Source organism: Acinetobacter terrae, assembly GCF_013004375.1.
Taxonomy (GTDB): Bacteria; Pseudomonadota; Gammaproteobacteria; order Pseudomonadales; family Moraxellaceae; genus Acinetobacter; species Acinetobacter terrae.
Window position 1 is genome coordinate 51,065 of sequence record NZ_JABERI010000002.1, and the last position, 21,917, is coordinate 72,981.

22 protein-coding genes are annotated in these 21,917 nt (G+C 36.9%); 8 read left to right on the forward strand and 14 right to left on the reverse strand.

Annotation, left to right across the window (positions count from 1 at the left end; translation table 11 throughout):
* Positions 1–92: 92 nt before the first annotated feature.
* The 5 genes from HLH14_RS02045 to ispH all read right to left on the reverse strand — a co-directional run bounded on the left by HLH14_RS02045 (position 93) and on the right by ispH (position 3,807).
* Positions 93–779 carry a pilus assembly protein PilX gene (locus HLH14_RS02045; RefSeq protein WP_171532549.1) on the reverse strand — a complete coding sequence of 229 codons (687 nt, stop codon included), beginning with the start codon at positions 777–779 and terminating at the stop codon, positions 93–95.
* On the reverse strand, positions 779–1,768 hold the full coding sequence (locus HLH14_RS02050; RefSeq protein ID WP_171532550.1) for a PilW family protein: 990 nt from the start codon (positions 1,766–1,768) through the stop codon (positions 779–781). Before HLH14_RS02050 ends, HLH14_RS02045 begins: the two co-directional genes overlap by 1 nt.
* Positions 1,758–2,243, reverse strand: coding sequence for a type IV pilus modification protein PilV (gene pilV, locus HLH14_RS02055; RefSeq protein ID WP_171532551.1), 486 nt, complete (start codon positions 2,241–2,243; stop codon positions 1,758–1,760). The genes HLH14_RS02050 and pilV overlap by 11 nt, the downstream gene beginning before the upstream one ends.
* 19 nt (positions 2,244–2,262) lie before the next feature.
* Complete coding sequence (locus HLH14_RS02060) at positions 2,263–2,694, reverse strand: pilus assembly FimT family protein (RefSeq protein ID WP_171532552.1); 432 nt, start codon at positions 2,692–2,694, stop codon at positions 2,263–2,265.
* A 162-nt stretch (positions 2,695–2,856) separates the two neighbouring features.
* Entirely contained in the window at positions 2,857–3,807 is a 951-nt protein-coding gene (gene ispH, locus HLH14_RS02065; RefSeq protein ID WP_171532553.1) for a 4-hydroxy-3-methylbut-2-enyl diphosphate reductase, read from the reverse strand.
* Between the two features lie 134 nt (positions 3,808–3,941).
* On the opposite strand from ispH, the gene gmk reads away from it, so the two are divergent.
* The 6 genes from gmk (at position 3,942) to bfr (ending at position 8,784) form a co-directional block, all read left to right on the forward strand.
* Complete coding sequence (gene gmk, locus HLH14_RS02070) at positions 3,942–4,565, forward strand: guanylate kinase (protein ID WP_067726793.1); 624 nt, start codon at positions 3,942–3,944, stop codon at positions 4,563–4,565.
* Positions 4,566–4,641: 76 nt separating this feature from the next.
* Positions 4,642–4,923 carry a DNA-directed RNA polymerase subunit omega gene (gene rpoZ, locus HLH14_RS02075; protein WP_004650579.1) on the forward strand — a complete coding sequence of 94 codons (282 nt, stop codon included), beginning with the start codon at positions 4,642–4,644 and terminating at the stop codon, positions 4,921–4,923.
* A gap of 220 nt (positions 4,924–5,143) precedes the next feature.
* The gene (locus tag HLH14_RS02080) at positions 5,144–7,249 is read left to right on the forward strand and encodes a RelA/SpoT family protein (protein WP_171532554.1); all 2,106 of its coding nucleotides are present in this window, start codon (positions 5,144–5,146) and stop codon (positions 7,247–7,249) included.
* Between the two features lie 68 nt (positions 7,250–7,317).
* On the forward strand, positions 7,318–7,701 hold the full coding sequence (locus HLH14_RS02085; RefSeq protein WP_067726797.1) for a RidA family protein: 384 nt from the start codon (positions 7,318–7,320) through the stop codon (positions 7,699–7,701).
* Between the two features lie 164 nt (positions 7,702–7,865).
* Positions 7,866–8,060 (forward strand): bacterioferritin-associated ferredoxin, encoded by a 195-nt coding sequence (locus HLH14_RS02090; protein ID WP_131268380.1) that lies wholly within the window; start codon positions 7,866–7,868, stop codon positions 8,058–8,060.
* 259 nt (positions 8,061–8,319) lie between these two features.
* A complete protein-coding gene (bfr, locus tag HLH14_RS02095; protein ID WP_067726798.1) occupies positions 8,320–8,784 on the forward strand; it encodes a heteropolymeric bacterioferritin subunit Bfr in 465 nt (154 codons plus the stop codon).
* Between the two features lie 49 nt (positions 8,785–8,833).
* On the opposite strand, the gene HLH14_RS02100 is transcribed toward bfr, so the two are convergent.
* The 4 genes from HLH14_RS02100 to HLH14_RS02115 all read right to left on the reverse strand — a co-directional run bounded on the left by HLH14_RS02100 (position 8,834) and on the right by HLH14_RS02115 (position 12,227).
* Positions 8,834–10,471 carry a PglL family O-oligosaccharyltransferase gene (locus HLH14_RS02100; protein WP_171532555.1) on the reverse strand — a complete coding sequence of 546 codons (1,638 nt, stop codon included), beginning with the start codon at positions 10,469–10,471 and terminating at the stop codon, positions 8,834–8,836.
* A gap of 86 nt (positions 10,472–10,557) precedes the next feature.
* Positions 10,558–11,289, reverse strand: coding sequence for a TfpX/TfpZ family type IV pilin accessory protein (gene tfpZ, locus HLH14_RS02105; RefSeq protein WP_171532556.1), 732 nt, complete (start codon positions 11,287–11,289; stop codon positions 10,558–10,560).
* A 26-nt stretch (positions 11,290–11,315) separates the two neighbouring features.
* Positions 11,316–11,678 carry a hypothetical protein gene (locus HLH14_RS02110; protein WP_171532557.1) on the reverse strand — a complete coding sequence of 121 codons (363 nt, stop codon included), beginning with the start codon at positions 11,676–11,678 and terminating at the stop codon, positions 11,316–11,318.
* 75 nt (positions 11,679–11,753) lie between these two features.
* Positions 11,754–12,227, reverse strand: coding sequence for a pilin (locus HLH14_RS02115; protein ID WP_235940450.1), 474 nt, complete (start codon positions 12,225–12,227; stop codon positions 11,754–11,756).
* 761 nt (positions 12,228–12,988) lie between these two features.
* On the opposite strand from HLH14_RS02115, the gene HLH14_RS02120 reads away from it, so the two are divergent.
* Together HLH14_RS02120 and HLH14_RS02125 are read left to right on the forward strand one after the other, a co-directional pair.
* Positions 12,989–13,441 carry a pilin gene (locus HLH14_RS02120; RefSeq protein WP_171532558.1) on the forward strand — a complete coding sequence of 151 codons (453 nt, stop codon included), beginning with the start codon at positions 12,989–12,991 and terminating at the stop codon, positions 13,439–13,441.
* A gap of 10 nt (positions 13,442–13,451) precedes the next feature.
* Positions 13,452–14,720: an O-antigen ligase family protein gene (locus HLH14_RS02125; RefSeq protein ID WP_171532559.1), complete on the forward strand. Its 1,269-nt coding sequence runs from the start codon at positions 13,452–13,454 to the stop codon at positions 14,718–14,720.
* Between the two features lie 684 nt (positions 14,721–15,404).
* Here HLH14_RS02125 and HLH14_RS02130 read toward each other — a convergent pair.
* The 5 genes from HLH14_RS02130 to HLH14_RS02150 all read right to left on the reverse strand — a co-directional run bounded on the left by HLH14_RS02130 (position 15,405) and on the right by HLH14_RS02150 (position 21,911).
* Entirely contained in the window at positions 15,405–15,761 is a 357-nt protein-coding gene (locus HLH14_RS02130; protein ID WP_171532560.1) for a hypothetical protein, read from the reverse strand.
* 3 nt (positions 15,762–15,764) lie between these two features.
* A complete protein-coding gene (locus HLH14_RS02135) occupies positions 15,765–17,822 on the reverse strand; it encodes a hypothetical protein (protein WP_171532561.1) in 2,058 nt (685 codons plus the stop codon).
* The gene (locus HLH14_RS02140) at positions 17,819–19,756 is read right to left on the reverse strand and encodes a hypothetical protein (protein WP_171532562.1); all 1,938 of its coding nucleotides are present in this window, start codon (positions 19,754–19,756) and stop codon (positions 17,819–17,821) included. The genes HLH14_RS02135 and HLH14_RS02140 overlap by 4 nt, the downstream gene beginning before the upstream one ends.
* Positions 19,753–21,180: a tyrosine-type recombinase/integrase gene (locus HLH14_RS02145; RefSeq protein ID WP_171532563.1), complete on the reverse strand. Its 1,428-nt coding sequence runs from the start codon at positions 21,178–21,180 to the stop codon at positions 19,753–19,755. The genes HLH14_RS02140 and HLH14_RS02145 overlap by 4 nt, the downstream gene beginning before the upstream one ends.
* Before the next feature lie 269 nt (positions 21,181–21,449).
* Positions 21,450–21,911, reverse strand: coding sequence for a hypothetical protein (locus tag HLH14_RS02150; protein WP_171532564.1), 462 nt, complete (start codon positions 21,909–21,911; stop codon positions 21,450–21,452).
* Positions 21,912–21,917: the final 6 nt, after the last annotated feature.

Here is a 21,917-nt window from a genome sequence, read left to right on the forward strand (position 1 = left end):
CACTATGACAGACAGCCAAGGTCATAAACATTGACACCGTCGCTAAGAGTCCTTTTTTTTGATTTAACTTTTTCATTTTTAAATCCTTTTAGTTACGATACCAACTTCGGCTGACCGCCAACTGTATAATCCGAATGCTGCATGTTATAAGGAATATTCAACCCCTCAAAACAAGCCCCCACTGCCGAAGCACGCTGCTTAAAACAGGATTCTATTTGTGTAGATGTCGCACCTGCAAAACTTGGCAATACTGAAATTACAGTCGCTCCAATATTATTGGTTGTTACAGGCACATTACTTTGCCCAAGACTTGTCCCTTTCGGCGCGCCACCAAATGGTGTAGACGTTGTAACATTTTTGGTTAAATATACTTGTGACAACACCGCAGAACGCCCCATTGCGAATTGATTGGCTTTACAAAAGCCATCCACACCCATCTTGGTGGTTGAACCATCCGCTGTAATCGCACTAGCTTTAGATAATTTAAAAAAAGAATTTTCAGATGCACGATAACAAAATACCAATTCATCATTGGCATTTGCGGAAGAGTTGAAATAAGCAAACATCCCATCTAATGCCAACTGCCTTGCCACTTGCTCAGGGTTCTCGACATTAAATAAAGCGGAGTCAGAATTCCCCATCAATAAAGCATTGACCTGACTATTTGTCGCAATTTTCAATCCTAAAATTCCAGATTTCACAGCAATTGTGCCCAGTAATGTCACAAGCACCAAAATAATCAAAACAGTAATAAGAGTTGCACCTTGTTGTTGTTTCATTACGATGCTCCCAATGTATTCCGAATCGCTACAACCTGATTCACAGCCTGACGCAAATATTTTTTATTAATAATGTCTTTTCCAGAGCTACCATCCAAAGCCACATCCGCACCTGCAAGGTTAAAGGTCGTTTGGGTATTTAAACTTGCATCAGCCCCAATCGTCCCTGTCGAACGAGATAAAATACCCACTTCCATTGAAGTCACTTGCAGATAAGTTTTTGCACAAATATCTTCAACAATTGGTGTCGCACATGCATCACGAATATCATCCATTTCATCGATGTACTCATCAATGGTCATATATCGAAACTCACCAGCAGGATTCTTTACTCCTAGACGTATTTTAAATGCATCTACGCGCTGCATCATTTGCTGGGCATTATTGGAACCATGTACATCTAAACCGAGAATTGTGGTTGGCGCACTTTTAGGATATGAGCCCGCATCACAATATAATGAGTAAGCCGTTGGTTCACCTGGAATTTGCTGTGGACTAGCCGCCAAATAATAGCGCTGTACAATCACTAGATTTGAAGCAGGCGCAGCAGCAGTTCCCACTGTTGCTCCCTCACAGTTAATAATGCTTTCGGTTTCAGGTGTATATTGAATAGTTAAACGGTCACTTGTACCTGTTGTATTATCGGTATCTTCGTCTTGTAAGCTGACCAATTCAGTTTCCAAATTCGTGCTTGTTTGTAAAGCTGCAGGCAAATTTTCCTTTTTAAAAATAATTCCTGAACCTAAAACAATATTATTTACCTTTTGTGCAGATACAGTATTCAAATTGGTATGACGTAGATCATGCGCAACCAAAGACAAACCAAAATTGGCATTTTGTTGTAATTCACTCATGCCTGATTGCAATCCTAAAGAACGCGAACTACTTAAGAACACGGCCAGCCCAGCCGCAACAATAAGTAAACCTAAGGTTAAAGCAACCATCAGTTCAATCAGAGTAAAGCCTGAGGTATAATGCTTATGAACCATAGTTATATACCTCAATAATGATACATTTGGCATTTGGGACATAAGCAGTGCCATTGGTACAGTTTGGACTGCCCGTACCATTTGTTGCCGTTGTACCCTCCCAAGCAACATAGATGCATTTACGAACTAGAGTAGAACCTTGACAATTGAGTACATCCATACTCATGCCCAAATTACTTGCTCGGCTTTCAACTTGTCTAAAATCATATTTCGCCATTTTTGCAGCATCACAAAAGCTTGTTGCACAGTCATCTGTAGCACTATTTTTAGCATAATCAGCCAACCCGCCTCGATTCACCCGCATCCTCTCTGCCAAATCTCTAGCCACATTAGAAGCTTGCACATTCATTCCAGCCTCTACACTAGCCCCCATAGCCCTTACTTGTAATGCTACAAAACCCAACACAGCAACACTTAAAAGCACCAGTGCGACTAGCACCTCTACGAGCCCAACCCCTTTTTGAGTATTTTTCATTTTTAATTATTCCTTATTCTCAGGTTGGGCAACTTATTGCCACTTTGTTATAAACTACCGTTCCGCCTTTTTGCACATACACATAAGATTTTAAGTTTGTATTACTAATATGTTTAAAAATAAAACACTGACCGTTGGTTGTTATGATCGATTGCCCTAAACGGTTAAAAGTGACACTCGCATCACCACTCTCTTTCGTCACATGGGTTGGTGACCATTTTTTATAAAATGTCGCAACACTACTGTCCAATGCTACAATCCGTTCACCCTGTTTGAAAATCGCTTCCGAACGTGTTTCTGCCAACAAATTTACAAAATCACGAGTATCACTTATCAGTTGGTTTTTTCGAATCGTTTGGGTAAAAGAAGGAGCAGCCATAGTTGCAATAATTGCTAATACAGCTATCGTTATCATTAATTCAATTAAGGTAAATCCTTTATTTTTTTGCATACTCCCCCCGGATAACAAAACTTTACCCCATTAAAAATAATATCTAATTAACTTACAGAACTGACACAAATAGAGATAAAAGGTATAAAAAAACAGATAACTGTCAAAATACAATTATCTGTCAAAATTTTAAAAATTTCAGAATGTTAAATCATTCACGCTTTATGCTTGAGTTACAGGAATACGTAACTCTTTGGGCAAACTAAAGGTAATATTTTCTTCACGTCCTGCGAGCTCTTCTGGTGCTTTTGCACCCCAATCCTGTAAACGCTGAATCACCTGTTTGATTAAAATTTCAGGTGCAGATGCGCCAGCAGTGACCCCAATTTTGGTATTTTCATTAAACCAATTTTGATCAAGCTGATCTGCATTATCGACTAAATAAGCCTGTTTCCCCATACGCTCAGCCAATTCACGTAAACGATTTGAGTTAGATGAATTGGGAGAACCAACCACTAAAACCACATCGCACTGCATAGCCAAATCACGTACTGCATCTTGACGGTTTTGGGTGGCATAACATATATCATCTTTGCGCGGACCCTGAATTTCAGGAAATTTTGTACGTAAAGCATCAATCACTTTCGCCGTATCATCAATTGATAATGTTGTTTGAGTAACAAAAGCCACTTTTTCAGGATTATGGACGACTAAAGCTGCAACATCTTGTTCATCTTCAACCAAGTAAATTTCACCGCCATTTTTTTTGTCATATTGCCCCATGGTTCCTTCAACCTCAGGATGACCTTCATGACCAATTAAAATGGCTTCAGTTCCTTCACGGGCATATTTAGTCACTTCAATATGCACTTTGGTCACCAATGGGCAAGTTGCATCAAAGACTTTTAAACCACGACGTTCAGCCTCAATTTGTACTGCTTTAGAGACACCATGAGCACTAAAAATAACGATATTATCATCGGGTACTTCATCCAGTTCATCGACAAAAATTGCACCGCGCTGACGTAAATCATCGACCACAAATTTGTTGTGCACCACTTCATGACGGACATAAATCGGAGGATTAAAACATTCAAGTGCCCGATTAACGATCGCAATTGCTCGGTCGACGCCTGCACAAAAACCACGTGGATTGGCCAATACAATTTCCATAAGACCCTCAATGTTCACTTGAATTTAGACTGAATAATTTGAAATAAATGCAAACAACCTGCGTTCAGCTATTTAGTTTGCTGGCTGTCTGCTCTAAAATAGAGAAGATATTTTATCATATCAGGAAAAATATCATGTCGGGTCTCTTGTTTGTCGTTTCTGCTGCATCTGGAACAGGCAAAACATCTCTCGTTAAAGCCCTACTTGAGCGTGTGAATAATTTACACGTTTCTGTCTCTCACACAACTCGTGGTCAACGCCCTGGTGAACTCGAAGGTGTGCATTATCATTTTTCGAAAAAAGAAGATTTTCTTGCTTTAGTTGGGCAAGGTGGTTTTATTGAGTATGCCGAAGTTTTTGGTAACTATTACGGTACCGCTCAAGCCACAGTAAAACAACAATTGGCTAAAGGTCATGATGTTTTACTTGAAATCGATTGGCAAGGTGCAGAACAAGTTCGTAAACTTTTCCCTGAATCTAAACAAATTTTTATTTTACCGCCAAGCCAGTTTGATTTACGTCAACGTCTATCAAATCGCGGCACAGACTCTGTTGAAGTGATTGAACATCGTTTAAGTTGTGCTGTGGAAGATATGCAGCAATATACCAATTTTGACTATGTCATTATTAATGATGACTTTAATAAAGCATTACATGACTTGGAATGCGTAATTATTGCCAATCGTTTGGTTATATCTCAACAAGCGGATCGTCATCAGGAATTGATTGAAAAATTAATTACTCCCGTTGAATTGTGATTAAAACTTGAGTCTACAGGCAAAGCCTTTTATACTACTCAGTCTATTCAAATTTAATATTCAAACGAGAATTCTTATGGCACGCGTAACCGTTGAAGATTGTTTAGACCATGTAGACAACCGCTTTGAGCTTGTACTAGTGGCAAGCAAACGCGCGCGTCAATTGGCACGTCAAGGTATCGAACCAACTGTAGAGTGGGATAACGACAAACCGACTGTGGTTGCTTTACGTGAAATTGCAGCGGGTCATGTATCTAAAGATATTTTGAAACAACGTGATCAAGATTATCAAACGTCTAGTCTTGACCTTGCACTTTCTGCAAACAACTTGAATTTAGATGGCTTTTCTTTCCAATAAGAAAAAAAATCTTAAAAAAGCCTAGTTTTTAACTAGGCTTTTTTTATTGGATAACTTTTATATTTGCTCAATAACCGTTATAACATAAGTATAAAGATACATTATTCAATAGGTATCTTTTTGCTTTTTTTTAAATGAAAAATTTGACAAGTCATGCAATATGTTTTTCATTAAAGGTCTAGCGATTTAAACTGTAAAACTGAAGTAATAAAGGTGTTATATGCCAGGCCCACAGGTCAGCCAAGCCAGACAACAGCTCAAAATTATTATCGACGCTTACTTAAGTGCAAGCGATGTCGAGCGCGTGCTTGTGGCTTGCGATTATGCCGATATTGCACATGATGGGATCACCCGAAAAAGTGGTGAACCTTACATCCTGCATCCTATCGCGGTGAGTAGTATTCTTTCGCATATGCGCCTGGATGCAGAAACCCTGATGGCTGCCCTTTTACATGATGTAATTGAAGATACTGACTTCAATAAAGAAGATATTGCTGAAAAATTTGGACGTACCGTTGCAGAACTGGTCGATGGCGTCACCAAACTCAGTCATTCCAGTGATAAAGAATATAATAAAGCCGCATCCTTCCGTAAAATCCTGCAAGCCACACTACAAGACCCACGTGTCATTATTATTAAACTCGCAGACCGTTATCATAATATGACCACACTGGGTTCATTACGCCCAGATAAACGTCGGCGTATTGCCCAAGAAACCTTCGATATTTTCGTTCCGATGGCACGTATTGTCGGCATGAATGAGATGGCCGACAATTTAGAACATTTGTGCTATCAAAATCTCGATCTCGATATGTTTAATAATGTGCAAGAGGCACTATTTCAAACCAAACCCAAACGCTGTGAATATCAAAGCATTTGGGAAAAAAATCTCACCGAACTGTTGCAGCAGCATCAAATTTCAGGTCGTATTAAAAAGAAAAATAACAATATCGAATTACTGCGCCACTTTGTTAAAAATGATATCAATCTACAAGAACTCACGCATAGCCATGCTTTTGAAATTGTTTTACAAAGCATTGCTGACTGTGACCGTCTGGCAGAAATTCTGCGGGAAAATTTCCAAATTTTACATTATGAAGATCATATTCGCCGTCCACTTCCAGGCGGCAATCAATCGCTGATGATGCGTTTAAAAGGCGAAAAAACCACTTTATCTCTAACCATTCAAACTGAGCTGATGCGCAAGGCTGCCCGTTTTGGTGTGGTTCTGGGTGAAAATGCACCACAAGCCTGTCGTTCAGCCATTCAAGCATCAATGCAGAATCTCAATGTCCTGATTGATGGTGCATGTGCGAAGACTACATTTAGCGACCTGTTAGATTATTTACATCAAGAAAAAATTTGGGTTTATACCCCACATGGCAATTTGCATGAACTCCCTCAAGGGGCAACAGCAGTCGATTTTGCTTATTCAGCCAGTCTATTTTTAGGCAACCATGCTGTAGGTGCAAAAGTAAATGGTGAAACCAAGCCACTTTCAACCCCACTGATCAGTGGACAAGTGGTTGAGATTATTACTGATGTCCTCGCGACACCAAACCCAGACTGGCTCAGTTTTATTAATACCCAAAAAGCACGTCGCGCCTTACAAAATATTTTACGCGATCAAGATATTGAAGAGCAGCAACTGGTCGGTCAGCAAGCGCTGAATCGTGCGCTTAAACTGTTTAATCGCTCAGTGAAAGATTTAACCGAGGCAGACTGGATCGATATCTTGCAATGGCGACACATCGAATCTAAAGAGCAATTATTTGAACAAGTCGCTGTAGGAGACCTACTTCCGCAATTGGTTGCCAATCATCTGTTTGCACAAGGTCAAAGTATCGAGACTCAATCTTCAACCCGCCTGATTCAAGGCACTGAAGGTGTGGATGTCAAATATGCGCATTGCTGCAACCCTGTTCTCGGTGATCCAATTCAAGGACATTTATCGCGTCGTGGATTAATCGTACATCGTGCCCGTTGTCACAACCTTCTACACGAACAACACCAGCATCCAGAAAATATTATGCCTTTGCAGTGGTCCTCTGAAGATACCGATGATATTAGCTTTACCGCCTATTTAAGCATTGATATGGTGATGAATGATGAACAAATTTCCGACCTCATCTACCAATGCCGTAAAGAAAAAACTGGCGTAGAAATGGTGCATAACCATGAAGGGAAAACTTACGTGAATATTGTGGTACATAACCGCAAACAAATTGCTCAAATCATTCGTGATTTACGCATGCATTTTGGTTTCCCGCGCATTACCCGTTTAGCCCAACCGATTAATATTACAGAAGCATCTAAAGCAAGTTAATTCAATCCTATGCAACTTTTTTGAGTGATATACGCTATGATGTATGAAGATGATATAAGGAGAAATCAATGTCCCGCCAAGTAATCCATACGGAAAATGCACCAGCAGCAATTGGTACATATTCTCAAGCGATTTTAGTGGAAAATACACTGTATCTTTCAGGTCAAATTGGCTTAGATCCTTACAGTATGGAATTGGTTGAAGGTATTGAGGCACAAATTCGTCGCGTATTTGATAATTTAAAAGCAGTTTGTGAAGCAGCCGGTGGCTCTTTGGCGGATATCGCAAAACTGAACATTTTCCTCACCGATCTTTCGCATTTCCAGCTGGTGAACCAGATTATGGGCGAATACTTTGCACAACCCTACCCTGCACGCGCAGCATTAGGTGTCGCAAGTCTGCCTAAAGATGCTTTAGTGGAAATGGATGGTGTGGTTATTATTAATAAATAAAATCAAATAGTTAAAAAATTGTCTAAAATACCACCGATCAGGTGGTATTTTTTTATTCAAAAACCCAATGAATAAGAATGATATTTCAAATGAATTTCATTGACAAACGATAATAATTATCAATAATATTACTTATCCTATTTCACTATTGTGGCTAGTTGAAAATGTACGTTTGTTTATGCCGTGGTATTACCGATCAAGATATTAAAGATGCCGTAGCAAATGGCGCTGAAAGCTATCGCGAAATCCGCGACTTACTTGATTTGGGTACCTGCTGTGGCCGCTGTGCGCCAGAAGCGCGCGCCATCATTAGCGAAGAACTTTCAGAAATCGCTGCCCGCATATCAATAGCGGCTTAAATTCTATAGCCATAATAATTAAAGTTTAATGGTCGAAAGATCATCTTCCTCCCCCGCTTATGACTCTAAGCGGGTTTTTCTTATCTATTATTTAATTTAACCTTTAGTCGTTTTGAGTCCGATTTTCATTTGCCGTTCAATAAATTACTCGCCATTATTTTCCGAGTTGTTTAAGATGGTTGTCTAAGATAATTGAAATAATAATTTTTTGATTGCCTGACACATGGTTAAGGCAAAAATTGTTGATGGAGAACTTACAATGAAAGGCAATCGTGATGTGATTAATCAGTTAAATCAGGTGCTTTATCACCAGTTGACTGCCATTAACCAATATTTTCTTCATTCGCGCATGTTTAATCACTGGGGAATTGAGAAACTCGGTTCTGCAGAATACAAAGAATCCATTCGCCAAATGAAAGATGCAGATAAAATCATTGAACGTATTTTATTTCTCGAAGGTCTGCCTAATCTGCAAAATTTAGGCAAGTTGTACATTGGTCAGCATACTGTTGAAGTACTGAATTGTGATGTGCGCAAAGTAAACGAAAATATTGAAGTGATACAAAAAGCTGTCAGCTTAGCTGAGCAGGAAATGGATTATGTGACCCGTGATCTTGTACAGGAAATTCTAGAAAAAGAAGAAGACTATTTGGACTGGACCACGACTCAACTTGATCTTGTGGAAAAAGTCGGTATCGAAAATTACATTCAAAGCCAAATCTAACTCTCTATAAAAAAGCCAGTTAATCAACTGGCTTTTTTAGTTTCAAGCCTTACTTCTCAGAAACCGGTTGTGCCAATGAAGCATAATCCATGTCTACTTTACGTAATATTTTCAACAACCACAGTTGATGTTTGGCTTCTTGCTCATAGCCATTAAAAGCCAGAACTTTGGCATATTTAATCAGATCATATTTGGTCGGATAATTCAGTACCATTTCCCGAATATCTTCTAATTGTTCTGCATTCACTTCACTATATGGATTCATCCGAATCCACTCAATACGCCGGTTAAACTCTTCTAATAGATAAATTTGATCTTGATTGGTGATTTTCTCAGGCATTTGCTCATAACGCATTGATTGATTCAGTTTTGGCACCATCACCGAATAATCTCTGACAATTAAAATCAGTAATACTAAAGAAACCGCATACCCTACCCGCATATAGTTGGGTGAAAGTGTAATGGTTTTAATATTAGCTTGCTGAGATTGAACCAGCCCAATAATAAAACCAAATGGTAACAAGAAATACGCATAGTACTGAGGGAATTCCAGCATTGAATGAATCAACACCGCCCCGATCATTAAAATACCAATCACAGATTCAACCGAATTGACATGCTTATTCAGTTGATAGCCCCAATAGCCAAAATAGGCCAGAAATGGAAGCCCAATAAGTAAGCCATTCCAAAGCACAAAATCCAGAATAAAATTATGTGCACTACGAACCCATACCGGTCCCTGAAAATGCTCACTGACCAGCGTATAAGCGACACTAGTCTGGTTCCAGCCATACCCAAACCATGGACGGTCGATAATGGCATGCAGCATTTGGTTCCAAATGGCTAGACGAGACATATCTCCTGTTGCGCGCGCAATTACATCTTTAGTCTGAGCAATATTTGCATCGGTGATTTGCCCAATTAACTGAGTAACAGCAGGCAATATAAAAATGAAGCCAATGAACAATCCAAACCAAGCTAAAGCGTAATACCATTTTAAGCAGATAAAACCTTTATATTGTTGATAAGCTCCATAAATCAAAATACAGCAACACGCCACCCATGAAGTTCTAGACTGACTTAATGCCAAAGCCAATAACATAATTAAAGAACACAGACAGGTTATCCAGATTTTTAATTTCTGTTTTTCATATAAATACAGACAGCCTAGTAATGACATAACAAAGAAGGTTGCCATATTGTTGGGTTGAGCAAAATTTGCATAGGGACGAACCGCATTTTGCATATTCACCATACCGGGAATATAAGCATCCAGTGTTAACCACTGGCAAATGGCAATAATTCCGGTCAATGTTCCCGTCATTAAAAATACATAGCTTAGTCCAGTAAAAACATCTTCACGATCTATTTTTTCTACCGACAAGTTATAACCAATGACGATGCTCAGCCAAAATCCAAAGACAAATAGCGTACTGGTCAAAGTTTTATCAAAGAAAAATAATTCACCAGCTAAGTATTGAATTAACGGAATAATTGCCAAAAACAATAAAGGCAAACTTAATACAGGCAGTTTAATTTTGTCTTTTAAATAAATTGCAGCTAAGGCAAAAAGGGATAAAAAGGCAAACAGCTCGCCTGTATAAGTGACCCAAGGGCGGTAATGGATAGGGAGGAGCCAACCAAGAGATATAAAAACAGCCGCAATAAGCAATAAGAAAAATTTCATGAATAAATCAGTGAAAATAGAATGGGCATATGATAATAAAAAAGCAGATTAAAAGGTAATCTGCTTTTAAAATGATTCTGAATGAATTAGTGCCAAGGTCTTAAATCAACAATTCCTACCACATCACCCTTATGATCTACAAGTACAGTCATGTCTGCAGCATTTGCTTTCATTGGTAAGAATGCGGTTGCTGGTGGATATTTTGCCAAGATTTTTTCTACATCGGTTTCGTCATTGTACTTCTTTAATAATTCAATTTTTTGTGCCCGTTGTTGCATTTGTTTTTTTGCTTGAACAAAATCAACATAACGTTCTGGACGTTGTGCAAGAGAAATACCACTCAAAACTTCTGCAAACATATCATCATTACGTTGATTAACATTTTTTGCGAAATTGACAGCTACATATTTTGGCTTAAACCACGATACATGTTGAAATGCAGGTTGGGCTTGTTTCAGGTTATCCTGAATAATGTCATTTTTTCGCACTAGCTCAAAACGGTCAACGTTATAAACTAACCATGCTGGGCGACCTTGTTCGATACTATAAATGCCGTAGCAAAGTGCTGCAATTTGAATCGCAATAATAACGGTTAAATCAAATTTAAGCGTTTTTTTGCCTTCTTTATAAACCAATAGACCTAACACTGGCCCAATAATCACATCGACAGTCAGCATCATGAGAAATATTTGCGTCACTCCCACGGCTTTGGCGAGTGGTGAGGAATACCAAATAAAAAATACCAGTCCAATCACCAATAAGGAGATAAAGATGGAAATGGATAAATGGCTGAAGAAAAATTTTAGGCGTTTTGACATTTTTTATATCTACTTCTAATAAATTTCTATTCACAAAAAATTAAAGACTCTTTAATAGAAAATATTTCTATTTGATTCAATAATTCTTTCTGCTCTTCTACTGTTAAAATCTTTTCAGCCGTTTCGTTTATAATTTCGACTATAGTTAATTCAGTATTCTTTAATTTTCGCTGAATACTTACCTGATATTTAATTCTTAGCGCATCAAAGCTCTCGCACTCAAAAGGTATATCCAGCGAAACTTCTTTTACGAAATCATATCTTGATGGAGCTATATTCTCATCTTTTAGGATTTTCCAATTTTCTACAACAATAGCCCCATTCTTATTTTTAAATTTTAACTGTATGGATTGCTCATAAATTTCATTAATACCATTGTGTATAGACATTCAAATTTATCTCATTTGTTTTAAAAAGTTAAATAAAAAAGACTGGCTCACCAGTCTTTTTTATTTAACTTATTATTAACCGCGACAACTTGCTGGCAAGAATTTAACTGGCATTTCTTTACCAGTTTCAGCTGATGGACCACATACCCAACTATTTACTGAGGTATTAAGTGTAGCCTTTGTTAAGGCTGCACTAGCACCCATTGGTGTCATAGTAATCGCTTTACTTGCTGCCCCTTTTAGATCAGATGCACTGGTAGCTGTAACTGTGATTACACCATCTTCATCAGTAGTTACACTTGCTACATATTTAGTCCCTGGAGCTGAGTTTGCATCACCAGTAACACCAATCTCACAGCCAAAACCGTTTTCGTCTGGTAATACTGCAGCAGTTTGATAAGCTTCAGTTACTGCTGTACGACAAGTAGAGCCAGCTAAAACAATCTCAGATACTTTTGCACGAACTGTGTAATCTTGGTAAGCAGGTAGTGCAACAGCAGCCAAAATTCCGATAATCGCGATCACGATCATTAATGAAAACCATTCCATAAGTCACTTTATATGGACATGAATCAAACCATTGAAATATCTTATTTTTCTTAATTTTTCATTTTGTCCATATGGATATTGTTTTAAATAGACAAGTTTTTCCAATTTGTCCATATTAGAAAATGGCTTTTACTCAGTGCGGTAGGACGAATTTTGATAAAGACTGGTTGTGAGATATTTTAAAATTTTGTTAAGCTAAAAACCGGATAAAAAAATCCAGACTCATTTATAAGCCAACTTCTGTATTTCTTCTTTATGTTGACAGATCACATGTCTTGCATGATGCAGAACGCTACATCGAGTCACTTCATCATAGCTAAATTGCATAGGCAAAACTTTTACAGCTGGACGAGGTATTCGTTCGGTTACTTTGAAGTCTTTTAGTTGTTTCATTCTATTATTCCCTCATGGATAAAATCTTCAGCATAGAACAGCATTCTTATTTTCAGATTGCTTTCATCTGCACACAAGGAACCATCACGAAACCAATATAGTTATCTGCTTACGTAACTGCTAATAATTTAGCTTTTATAGTGACAAGCTACTTAAGATATGACATCTCACAAAACCCCAAAAACTGACATTTTTTGTCATTTTATTACATAACTTTACTTTACTGATTTTTAAAATTTTCAATCTCTTAAACAATGTATTGATTTGACATGTAATTATTGGATAATATGCTTTGGCACACTTTGTGCAAACTATAAATTAGCTTACAAAGCTTATAATTAAATTAACAAACATTTGTGGAGAATGTTATGAATGCTCAAAAAGGCTTTACCTTAATCGAGCTGATGATAGTTGTCGCTATTATTGGTATTTTGGCAGCAATTGCGATTCCTGCTTATCAGGATTATACAACTCGGGCTAAAGTTACAGAAGTGATGAATTATGCTGCAGCTGCTAAGTCAGCAGTTAGTGAATGTTTAAGTTCAACAGGTGTTACTACCTCATGTGATACCAATGCTGAAGCTGGATTAGAAGCTGCAACATCTTTGACATCACCATATGTTACAAGTGTTACTGTTGGCACTGGGGGTTCAATTACCGCAGTAGTTAAAGGTACTAATGCTACATCTGGTAATGTTGCTTTGGATGGTGCTAGTCTAGTATTGACTCCCGCTTTGTCAAATGCTGGTGTTGCTTGGACTTGTAAAATATCAAACGTAGCTCTTAATAAATTTGTACCACAAACTTGTCGTTCAACTTAATTGATTTAGTTTGCTAAATTTAATAAAAAATAAAGAGCTATTTATAGCTCTTTATTTTTTAATTTTTAATTTGGGTTTTTCTGTTCATATTAGTTCTAATTTTTATAATGAAGCTCGGCTTCTGGAAATTTTTCTTTTATTAAGTCTAGGGATTTTTAGTGGTTTTGTTAAAAATATAGTTTTTCATAAAATAGAGTATATATTTTTACTGTTCTTTATTTTTTCTATATTTTTTTTAAAGAACCAACCATTTATTTTTTTTGAAATATTATTATTTTACTTATTGTTTAAGGCTTTTTTTGCGCTGAATTATAATTCGAAAATATCAAAAGCTATAATTTTGTTAAGTTTTTTAATTTTTTTGATGTTTCCTGTTTCTATTCTTCATTATCTAAATAGTGGGCTGTATCAAAATTGGTATCCAATGCCATGGAATATTCGTATTTATAACAGTTATTTTTTGATTTTTTCTATTTTTGCTATTTGGTTTTATCTCAAAGAAGATAAATATAAAAATATTTACTTGATTTTTATATTCTTGGCTTTCTTATCTATTCTATTAGATGGTGGCCGTTCAGCTACTTTAGCTTATACAATTTTTATCGTTATAGTTTGTATATTTAATCGTTTAGAACGGTTTAAATTATTGCTTATTTACTGTTCAACATGGTTAGCTTATTTTTCTATTGTCTATTTCTCTAGTCAGTCAGCTTCAACTCTAAGGTCTATAACTAGAGAATCTACAAGCGGACGTTATGAACTGTGGCTAAATGCTTTTCAATGTTGGTTAGAAAACCCAATATTGGGGTGTGGTTTTTACCAATTGGATAAATATCCAAGCTTATCAGCACATCCCCATAATTTATTTGTTCAAATTTTGACTGAAACAGGATTGATTGGATTTATATTTTTAAGTTTTATTATTTTTAAAGTAGTTAAAAATATAAGTTGGAACTTTAAACAAAACTATTTTGTCTTAGCCGCATTGTTTTCAGTAGCTATAGAGCTATCTTTTTCAGGGATTCATATTTACCCTGTGACACAAGTTGCGCTTCTATGGTTATTTGTTTTTCTTCTTAAAAATCCAGAATTCTCTCATGCATCATATTTTAATTATTTGAAAATTAAAAATTCAAAAATAGATAAATTAATTCAATTATTTATTTATTTATTTATATTAATTATATTTATTTACTTATTTATAAATACATCTGTGTTATCAGAAAATTTACCATCTACTCCACCAAGATTTTGGGAATATGGATATCAGTTATTCTAATATAAAATATATGAAAATATTGCTAAGTATCAACTAAAAAGTAAACATGTATTCATTACCAAAACCATTTGAAATCTGCCCAACCCTGCATACGAGCTAGCAATTATTGCACTTTACAAAAAAATAGAAATTACAACTAAACGCGCGATCAAGATTGATTGTCCCGATACTGACCCAAAAAAACTGTTTTATTTTAATGAACTGAAAAAAGAATTAAAAAACAAACATATCGAGATAGAAGCCTTTACCAATTATCAAGCAATAAATGAGCTTAGATGTTTAAATAATAGTATCAAACATTCCCATACTGTAAATGACGAACTAGCTAATTATGCAGGGTGGGAAAAAAACAAACAGCTCTCAGGTTTAAAGGCCGTCCTTATCAGACTAAATCCACTCTGCCAACAGTATTTAGATGAAATACTCAATACTTTTCATAAAAAATATCAAGAATTATCTGATAATGCTGACAACTAATTGTTATTGTCGGGCCAGTATTCAGTGTATAAATTAAATCTTGCTAATCCTAAAAGCCCAATCATCTACTTGATTGAGCCTTTGAACTTTCGATTGCTTAATATACATACTATAGCTAAAATCTAAAGATCGTAGCACAGAAATATTTTTGTAAAATACCATTTTATAAGGTTTCTGGTGTGCTATAAAATTAAGTAATCAGCTATATTACGAACTAGTTTTCTGCCTCAAGTCAAAATTTTCCAGCAACAGAGAATTGCACTTTTCCAGTAGTTTTTCATAATCTTCTTTAAGCTGCTCATAATCTGTTTTAACCGCTTTAGTCTTGCTTTTTGCTTGTTCAATCTGTTGTGCAGGAGAAGGCTCTTCTTGCCCCATTTCCTGCGCAGCTAGCTCAATTTCTTCAACCAATGCAGCATGTCGGCTCTTCTTAATCGAACCCCGTTTACGTCCTGCTTCAAGCGCTACAGTATCATTATTAATCGCAGAACCTTTTGGCAGTGTAGTTGGCCTATTGGCTTTTAAACGCCCTAAAGCGGCATAGTATTCATTTAATGCGCTCATGCTCTAGCTCCCTATATTCACAGTTCGAATTTTTTGAATAGTCTTATTCAACGCCATAATGTCGCTGTCCATCTGCCCGTATAGCAAACTGCCTTGTGCTTGTTTATCTCGGACTCCTTGTATACGCTGAACTGCTTTTTGCATTTTTTCAGTACTGCTAGTATCAAAAACTGCATGGGCACAACTCAGACAGCTCGTAATAGCGGTAAAGGAAATTTTTTCACAAGAATCAGAATTGGTACAGACACCAAAGAGGCTAGGTTTATAGGCAATCTCACCCTTCTTCATGCGCTTAACCGTTTCATCACGGTCTGGAAAGACCTTTAACAATTGCTTGCGGTCTTTTTGCAACTGAAAATACGTTCCTGCACCACCCAGCAAACGGCTAGAAGTATTAATGACCCCTTCTTCAAACTGCGCATAAGAATGCACTAAACGCTGATATTCCAGCTCTTGAATAAATTCTTTTTGACTATCACTGGCTAAAATATTCGGAGAAAATACTGCATTATTTCGGTAATACAAAGTCATCGCTTCGGTTAAATGCTTATATTGAACCGACAGAGAACCTAGTCCGATAATGCCAGAGCGAGCACCATACACCGCCAAAGAACGCCTGAATTGATGTGTACAGATATTCCAGTATTCACCTATTTGACAGTCTTTCTCTTCACGCCAGTTACGGAAACCATCGAATGCTTCTAGCTCTGCTAAATCGCTTTCTTCAATTTTTAATCCATCTCCCAGTGATTGGGAAATGAAGTTTAAATACTTGTTAAAATTTGATTGTATTTTTGTTGGAGCACCTAAAAAATTGGAAATAAAATCTGTTTCACGATCAATATTTCGGTTATTTTTATGTCGCTGCTTTTGTGAATACAAGGTTGGAAATAATGGGTATTCAGCAGGATTAGACAAATCATAATGTGGATTGAGTAAAGCATACATTTCACCAATGCTTTGTGCTGCATTTACACCAAACTGAATATCTTCAAACGTGATCCAATAAGTGGATTTATTACCACCACCATGTAGCTTAGATGTATAACCCATCAACACATGCACACTATGTTCATTGCTTTGAACGGTTTGATAGCAATCATAAGACAGTTGATTCACTTCATTGTCCCGCATGCCCGTGAAGAGGTGAATCCAAAGTTTAGCCATGCCTTGAACGATGGTCATATAGCGAGTGAGGTTGGCATGTTTGTGAATTTGATTATTTTCAAACAGTGTCGTTAAACCCAGTAAATCACGGGCATCGGCAAAACTTATTGCACGTTTTGCACGCTTAAATTCTACAGGCATGAGCGCAAAAGAGGCATCCTGCTGAGTACGTTGGAACCATTGCTTTAAAGCAAGCGTATGCTGATTAAACTCATTCAGTTTTTCCGCCAAACTGTTGATTAGAGCGATATAAATACGCGAAGGAATCAGTTTAGTTTGCGGTCCAACTTTGCTCGACTGCAAACGCAACTGTGCAGCTATTTTTTTTAGATATTCAATGGATTTATACTCATTAAGAGCAGGAATGAGTAATGGATACTGCTGTTGTAAGGCAAAGCAATCAGTTAAAAATGCTTTAATATGGATTGCTTTTTGATAGCTCATGCCAGCATACGCATCATTTACTTTTGATATATAAGCAACATCATCAAATAACTGTTGCAACGTGCAACCATTGCGATAGGCGATGACAGCAAAATGACGCAAAATTGTATGCCGTTGTTCAACACTTTTAATAATCGACTTGCCAGATTTTATATAAAGCAAAGCAAAAATGATTTTTTTCATTTCTGCCCGAATTTGATAGAAGAGAAAATCATCTTCACGCGCATTTTCAAGCCAACTATTAAAATTTAGACGACAATGACACTTAGGTAAATACGGAGAAAGATCCCACACATTATCTGCATAAACTGATAATGTTTCACTGCTCTTCATTCGCGATAATACAAAAGTATTTGGAACAGTTAGCTGATTATTCTGTAGGTTGTACTCATCAGGTAAAAACAGTTCAGCAATACCCAGTGAATACAAATATGAATTAAATGAACTCATTCGATCCACCCCAAATCAATCAATAATTCAAAATGATTCAGCCAATACGTGTCTAAATCACCATTTTCCACTTCTTCCTGAATCGACAAAATGCGATCTTTTAAAGTCTCATAAGTGTTCGACAACTCAGTCAGCACTTCATCAATTCGATGTAAGACAACTCCGAACTGCGACTCCCATTTGATCAAATCAGTCGCTTTTTGTTTGACGTAGCCGAGCAAACTTTTTAGAGATAAAAGCTTGCGCACATCTTCATCATCGGCATGGATTGCATAGTACTGGCAGAACAGGCAATGCTCAAATTGTTGGCAGTTTGGGGCTGGGGCTTGTGTAGTAAAACCCATTGCTTTTTCAGGCTGTAGTATCATGGTAGTGCATGCCCCCACAGGTAAAGTCTGAGCTTCAACAGTTTCATCTAGCATTTGCACAGCAATTCGTTCAATAGTTCGCGTTTTGGCAACTGCAACCTTTCGTAACTCATGAAAGAATTGTGAAATTTGATGACTAGCATCTTTAAATGATGTGCGACTGTAATTCTTGCGAGCTGTATCGAGTGAATGACCCATTTTTTCAGCTTCAAGTAAGAGATCACCATCGCTCAATTCAACATATTGACTGCTTGTATGCTTACGCCACTGTTGTGGCGTAATCCAAATCATTCTTGGGAAAATGCGCTGAAAAAACTTTTTAATTAATTGTAATCTGCCGTAGCTAACAGGTCTCAACTGTTGAATTTCGTTGCGTAACGGAAAGATAAAATCACACGGTTCATCTTGAATATACCATTCACGAAGTTCTAAAATTTGTCTAAAAACAGGCTCAAATTGCACCCCAAATTCAGGCTGAACTTCTTTCCCACCAGCACGACTTTTTGTGCCTGAAAATCTCCGTCCTTGAGTTGAAGGTAGGACTTCCATCGTATCAAGTTGTAACTGCTGGACTGTGTCTAAATTGGCCCCAGTTTGTGCGATAAATAGAAGCATCCCAATAACTAGACCATAGGAGGCGAGTCGCTCTCGCTCCATGTGCCGTTTGTCTTTATTGCGTTGCTGCAATTTATACATCGCTTGATTACGGTTTTCACGTAAACGCTTTCGATGCTCACTATCTTCCTCTAATTCAAAATCAGCCAACATCTTTGATAATGTCGGAATCAAGCTATATTTGGCTAAATAACTCTGCATATCAAACTGGATATGCTGTTTTTCAGTTTGATGATAAAAACCCGAGTAAAAATAGAAGTCTTCTTCATTCACAGATTGAAAATGTGCAGGAAAATCTGCTTCTTGTATCACAATACGATGGATTTCAAGAAAGACATTCAATAAGGTTGCATAAGTTTTTTGATGATCATCTTCGGCTATTGGCAAAACAGGAACATCATAACGCTGAGACTGCACTTGCATCGCTTGACTAACAATATCAATTTCATGACAATCAAATACATATGCTATTAATTTAGCTACATTACGCTGATACTGCTTTGCTGTGTGTGCAGCCAGATTTTCCTCTTCTGTATCGGCAAGCAAAGTGCGATCAACAAGATATTTACAATAGCGACGATAAGCATCGATCACACTGTCTTTATTCGATAAGTCAAAATTTTTCTTTTGACTGTCAATCCAGTCCAAAAAAGCTTTACTTGTGAAGTAAAATAATCCTTTCGATAAGTCTGATCCACCTATTTGCAGCAAATAATCCGTCAAACACTGTAAAAAATAACGCCTTTTTTCATCAAACGATGCAGATAACTCTTGTTCTGATAAAACCTCGCCAGATATTCTTTTACGGTAAAACAGTGTTCCAATATCTAATGTTTTAAAACCAAAAGACGCTGTTTTATCTTTACAGACTAGAACAAGTTGCTCATGTTCAATAATCTGTCTATTTCTATCTGCAATATGCACAAAAATCGGGGAGCGTCTAAAATTCATGACAATTCTCCTACTAAACTGGCAGAAGACATCACGTACTTCATCAAGCTTGATTCATACTCATGCTGAATTTTATTGCGCCATTCTAGTCGTGATTTATAGTTCAAGTACTGTAAAGTGGTACTGATATTGCGATGCCCCATCCTAGCTTGCACATATTCGACAGCTATCATAGCCGAGTGCCCTTCGGGTAAGTGCTGTAACTGGCTTTCCAGTAGATTCATACCAAAGCTGGCACGTAAATCATGGAACTTAAAACTCTGAAATTGCGGATCAATCAGACGAATTTCAGGTAATAATACGACTTTTAAGTAACTGCGTACTGCTTCACCTTCATAGAGTTTAAGCCTTGTCCCAAATGAGTCTGAAGCTTGAATCTTCTCGGTCAGTTCTTGCTGTTCTGCTTTGCTGGTGTAGAAAGGTGTACCAAGCTTGGTGAGAAACACATAATTTTCATCCGAGTCACCATAGTTTGACTTTGCTCTACGCTGACATGCTTGCTCACTATTGATATAAATTTTAAGGTCTTTTGCTAACCAATTCGGAATTAACAACGTGATTGGCTTTTGAAATTTAGTATCAATGCCTGTACCCGCCCCAACTGGCAGACGGATAAAACCCTGACTGTCAGGTTCACGATTAAATAAATATTTAATTCGTAAAGTACAGATTGTTTGTAGGCGAGCACCTGTGAACAATGCCAAATAAAACATCAACTGATATTCTCGTGATGATTTTTGCAGTGCTTTTAATATAACGGCTTGCTCTTCAACGCTGAGTGGACTTAATTCACCACCATCCACAATCGCTTCAGAATTTGGGGCTTTCGCTGGAACATGAATTGCTAGATCATGCGACTTAATAGCCATTTTTCTACGTGCGCCAAATTCATTATCCACAGCAATATATTTATAGACGTCTTGAAATGGAAGTCCATAACATTGATGATCAAGCAAGTCTTCTGTGACAAGAAATCGATAAAAATTCACCACCGCATTAATTCGACCACGCGCAGAACTGGCTGAAATTAGACCTGCATTGGCCTGATCGATAAGGCGAGTACGATATTTAAAAATCGCATTCAGCTGTTTTAGTTTATGAAATTTTAAACAATCGAGCTTTTCATCTTCTAAAAATCGCTGAAAATCAAGCAATTGGTTGGCAATTGAAGCAAATGTTTTAAAATCATACTGCACTGTTTGTTGTAATTTTTTCAGCAGATACAGATTAAAAATTTCCGATGGCTGAGCATCCCCCTGAATAATGATAGGGAATTCTAAAAAGACCTCACCATGCTTTTCGAATTTTGTGTCATTTAAACAACGGGTAACTTCAACCAACTTCAACAACTGAAATTTTGAGACGGTCACAACTTTGGCATTTGACTGGTAGCGTGACTGACCATTTTTAAGTTTAGTGCTCATATGAGCCTCCTGTTTATTAAAAAACAGGCAAAAAGCGACCTTGAGATAGGATTGACAAAAGTGCTCCTATTCATCAAAATACAAATGTCTGGACGCTAATCAAGACATTCATAAAAGCTCATGTTCCCGCATGGGCTTTTATACTTTTTGCCAAATGAAAATAATTACTTTTTATCGATTTACTTTCATACTCCTTCTTTAATACTCTAATTCTGAAGTAAAATTACTCATTGATTGATGTCAATTAAGCAGTTTTTATTAAGAATTTATTAATCTTGAATCTCAATTTCTTTTAAAATTTTTGTTTTGACCCAATTTGAAAAATCTTTCTGTTGCTCAGCAAAAAATAAAAGATCAGCCTCATTTATTCGATTAAAACTTACACTCTTTAATTTTCTTGTATTTTTTTCATATTTTGAATTTATAGCAATTTTTCGCCAATTTGTTTGATCAGCAATTTCATAAGCTAGAGCAAATAAATCATGACCTTCCTCTTTATAAATACACACTTCTTCATTATCAGCAGTAAAAATACGTATTTCATCCATTTCAATTTTTTTATTATCAAATGCAGTAAAGCCAAAAAATATACATACGCCTTTTTTTGAAGTTATGCTGATATTGCCGAAACTTTCTAGAGTATCAGTATGCGATTGATCTAGTAAAATTTCACAGCAAGTCACTCTCCAGCCTGTTTCTGCGTTAAGTTCTTTAACTGACATTGGAGTCATAACACC

Coding starts and splice junctions, on each gene's coding strand:
- HLH14_RS02140 (WP_171532562.1), bottom strand. CDS start 19,756: ATGAATTTTAGACGCTCCCCGATTTTTGTGCATATTGCAGATAGAAAT.
- bfr (WP_067726798.1), top strand. CDS start 8,320: ATGAAAGGCAATCGTGATGTGATTAATCAGTTAAATCAGGTGCTTTAT.
- HLH14_RS02115 (WP_235940450.1), bottom strand. CDS start 12,227: ATGGAATGGTTTTCATTAATGATCGTGATCGCGATTATCGGAATTTTG.
- HLH14_RS02135 (WP_171532561.1), bottom strand. CDS start 17,822: ATGAGTTCATTTAATTCATATTTGTATTCACTGGGTATTGCTGAACTG.
- HLH14_RS02060 (WP_171532552.1), bottom strand. CDS start 2,694: ATGCAAAAAAATAAAGGATTTACCTTAATTGAATTAATGATAACGATA.
- HLH14_RS02100 (WP_171532555.1), bottom strand. CDS start 10,471: ATGAAATTTTTCTTATTGCTTATTGCGGCTGTTTTTATATCTCTTGGT.
- HLH14_RS02085 (WP_067726797.1), top strand. CDS start 7,318: ATGTCCCGCCAAGTAATCCATACGGAAAATGCACCAGCAGCAATTGGT.
- HLH14_RS02090 (WP_131268380.1), top strand. CDS start 7,866: ATGTACGTTTGTTTATGCCGTGGTATTACCGATCAAGATATTAAAGAT.
- HLH14_RS02150 (WP_171532564.1), bottom strand. CDS start 21,911: ATGACTCCAATGTCAGTTAAAGAACTTAACGCAGAAACAGGCTGGAGA.
- HLH14_RS02110 (WP_171532557.1), bottom strand. CDS start 11,678: ATGTCTATACACAATGGTATTAATGAAATTTATGAGCAATCCATACAG.
- HLH14_RS02080 (WP_171532554.1), top strand. CDS start 5,144: ATGCCAGGCCCACAGGTCAGCCAAGCCAGACAACAGCTCAAAATTATT.
- gmk (WP_067726793.1), top strand. CDS start 3,942: ATGTCGGGTCTCTTGTTTGTCGTTTCTGCTGCATCTGGAACAGGCAAA.
- tfpZ (WP_171532556.1), bottom strand. CDS start 11,289: ATGTCAAAACGCCTAAAATTTTTCTTCAGCCATTTATCCATTTCCATC.
- ispH (WP_171532553.1), bottom strand. CDS start 3,807: ATGGAAATTGTATTGGCCAATCCACGTGGTTTTTGTGCAGGCGTCGAC.
- rpoZ (WP_004650579.1), top strand. CDS start 4,642: ATGGCACGCGTAACCGTTGAAGATTGTTTAGACCATGTAGACAACCGC.
- HLH14_RS02120 (WP_171532558.1), top strand. CDS start 12,989: ATGAATGCTCAAAAAGGCTTTACCTTAATCGAGCTGATGATAGTTGTC.
- HLH14_RS02045 (WP_171532549.1), bottom strand. CDS start 779: ATGAAACAACAACAAGGTGCAACTCTTATTACTGTTTTGATTATTTTG.
- pilV (WP_171532551.1), bottom strand. CDS start 2,243: ATGAAAAATACTCAAAAAGGGGTTGGGCTCGTAGAGGTGCTAGTCGCA.
- HLH14_RS02145 (WP_171532563.1), bottom strand. CDS start 21,180: ATGAGCACTAAACTTAAAAATGGTCAGTCACGCTACCAGTCAAATGCC.
- HLH14_RS02130 (WP_171532560.1), bottom strand. CDS start 15,761: ATGAGCGCATTAAATGAATACTATGCCGCTTTAGGGCGTTTAAAAGCC.
- HLH14_RS02050 (WP_171532550.1), bottom strand. CDS start 1,768: ATGGTTCATAAGCATTATACCTCAGGCTTTACTCTGATTGAACTGATG.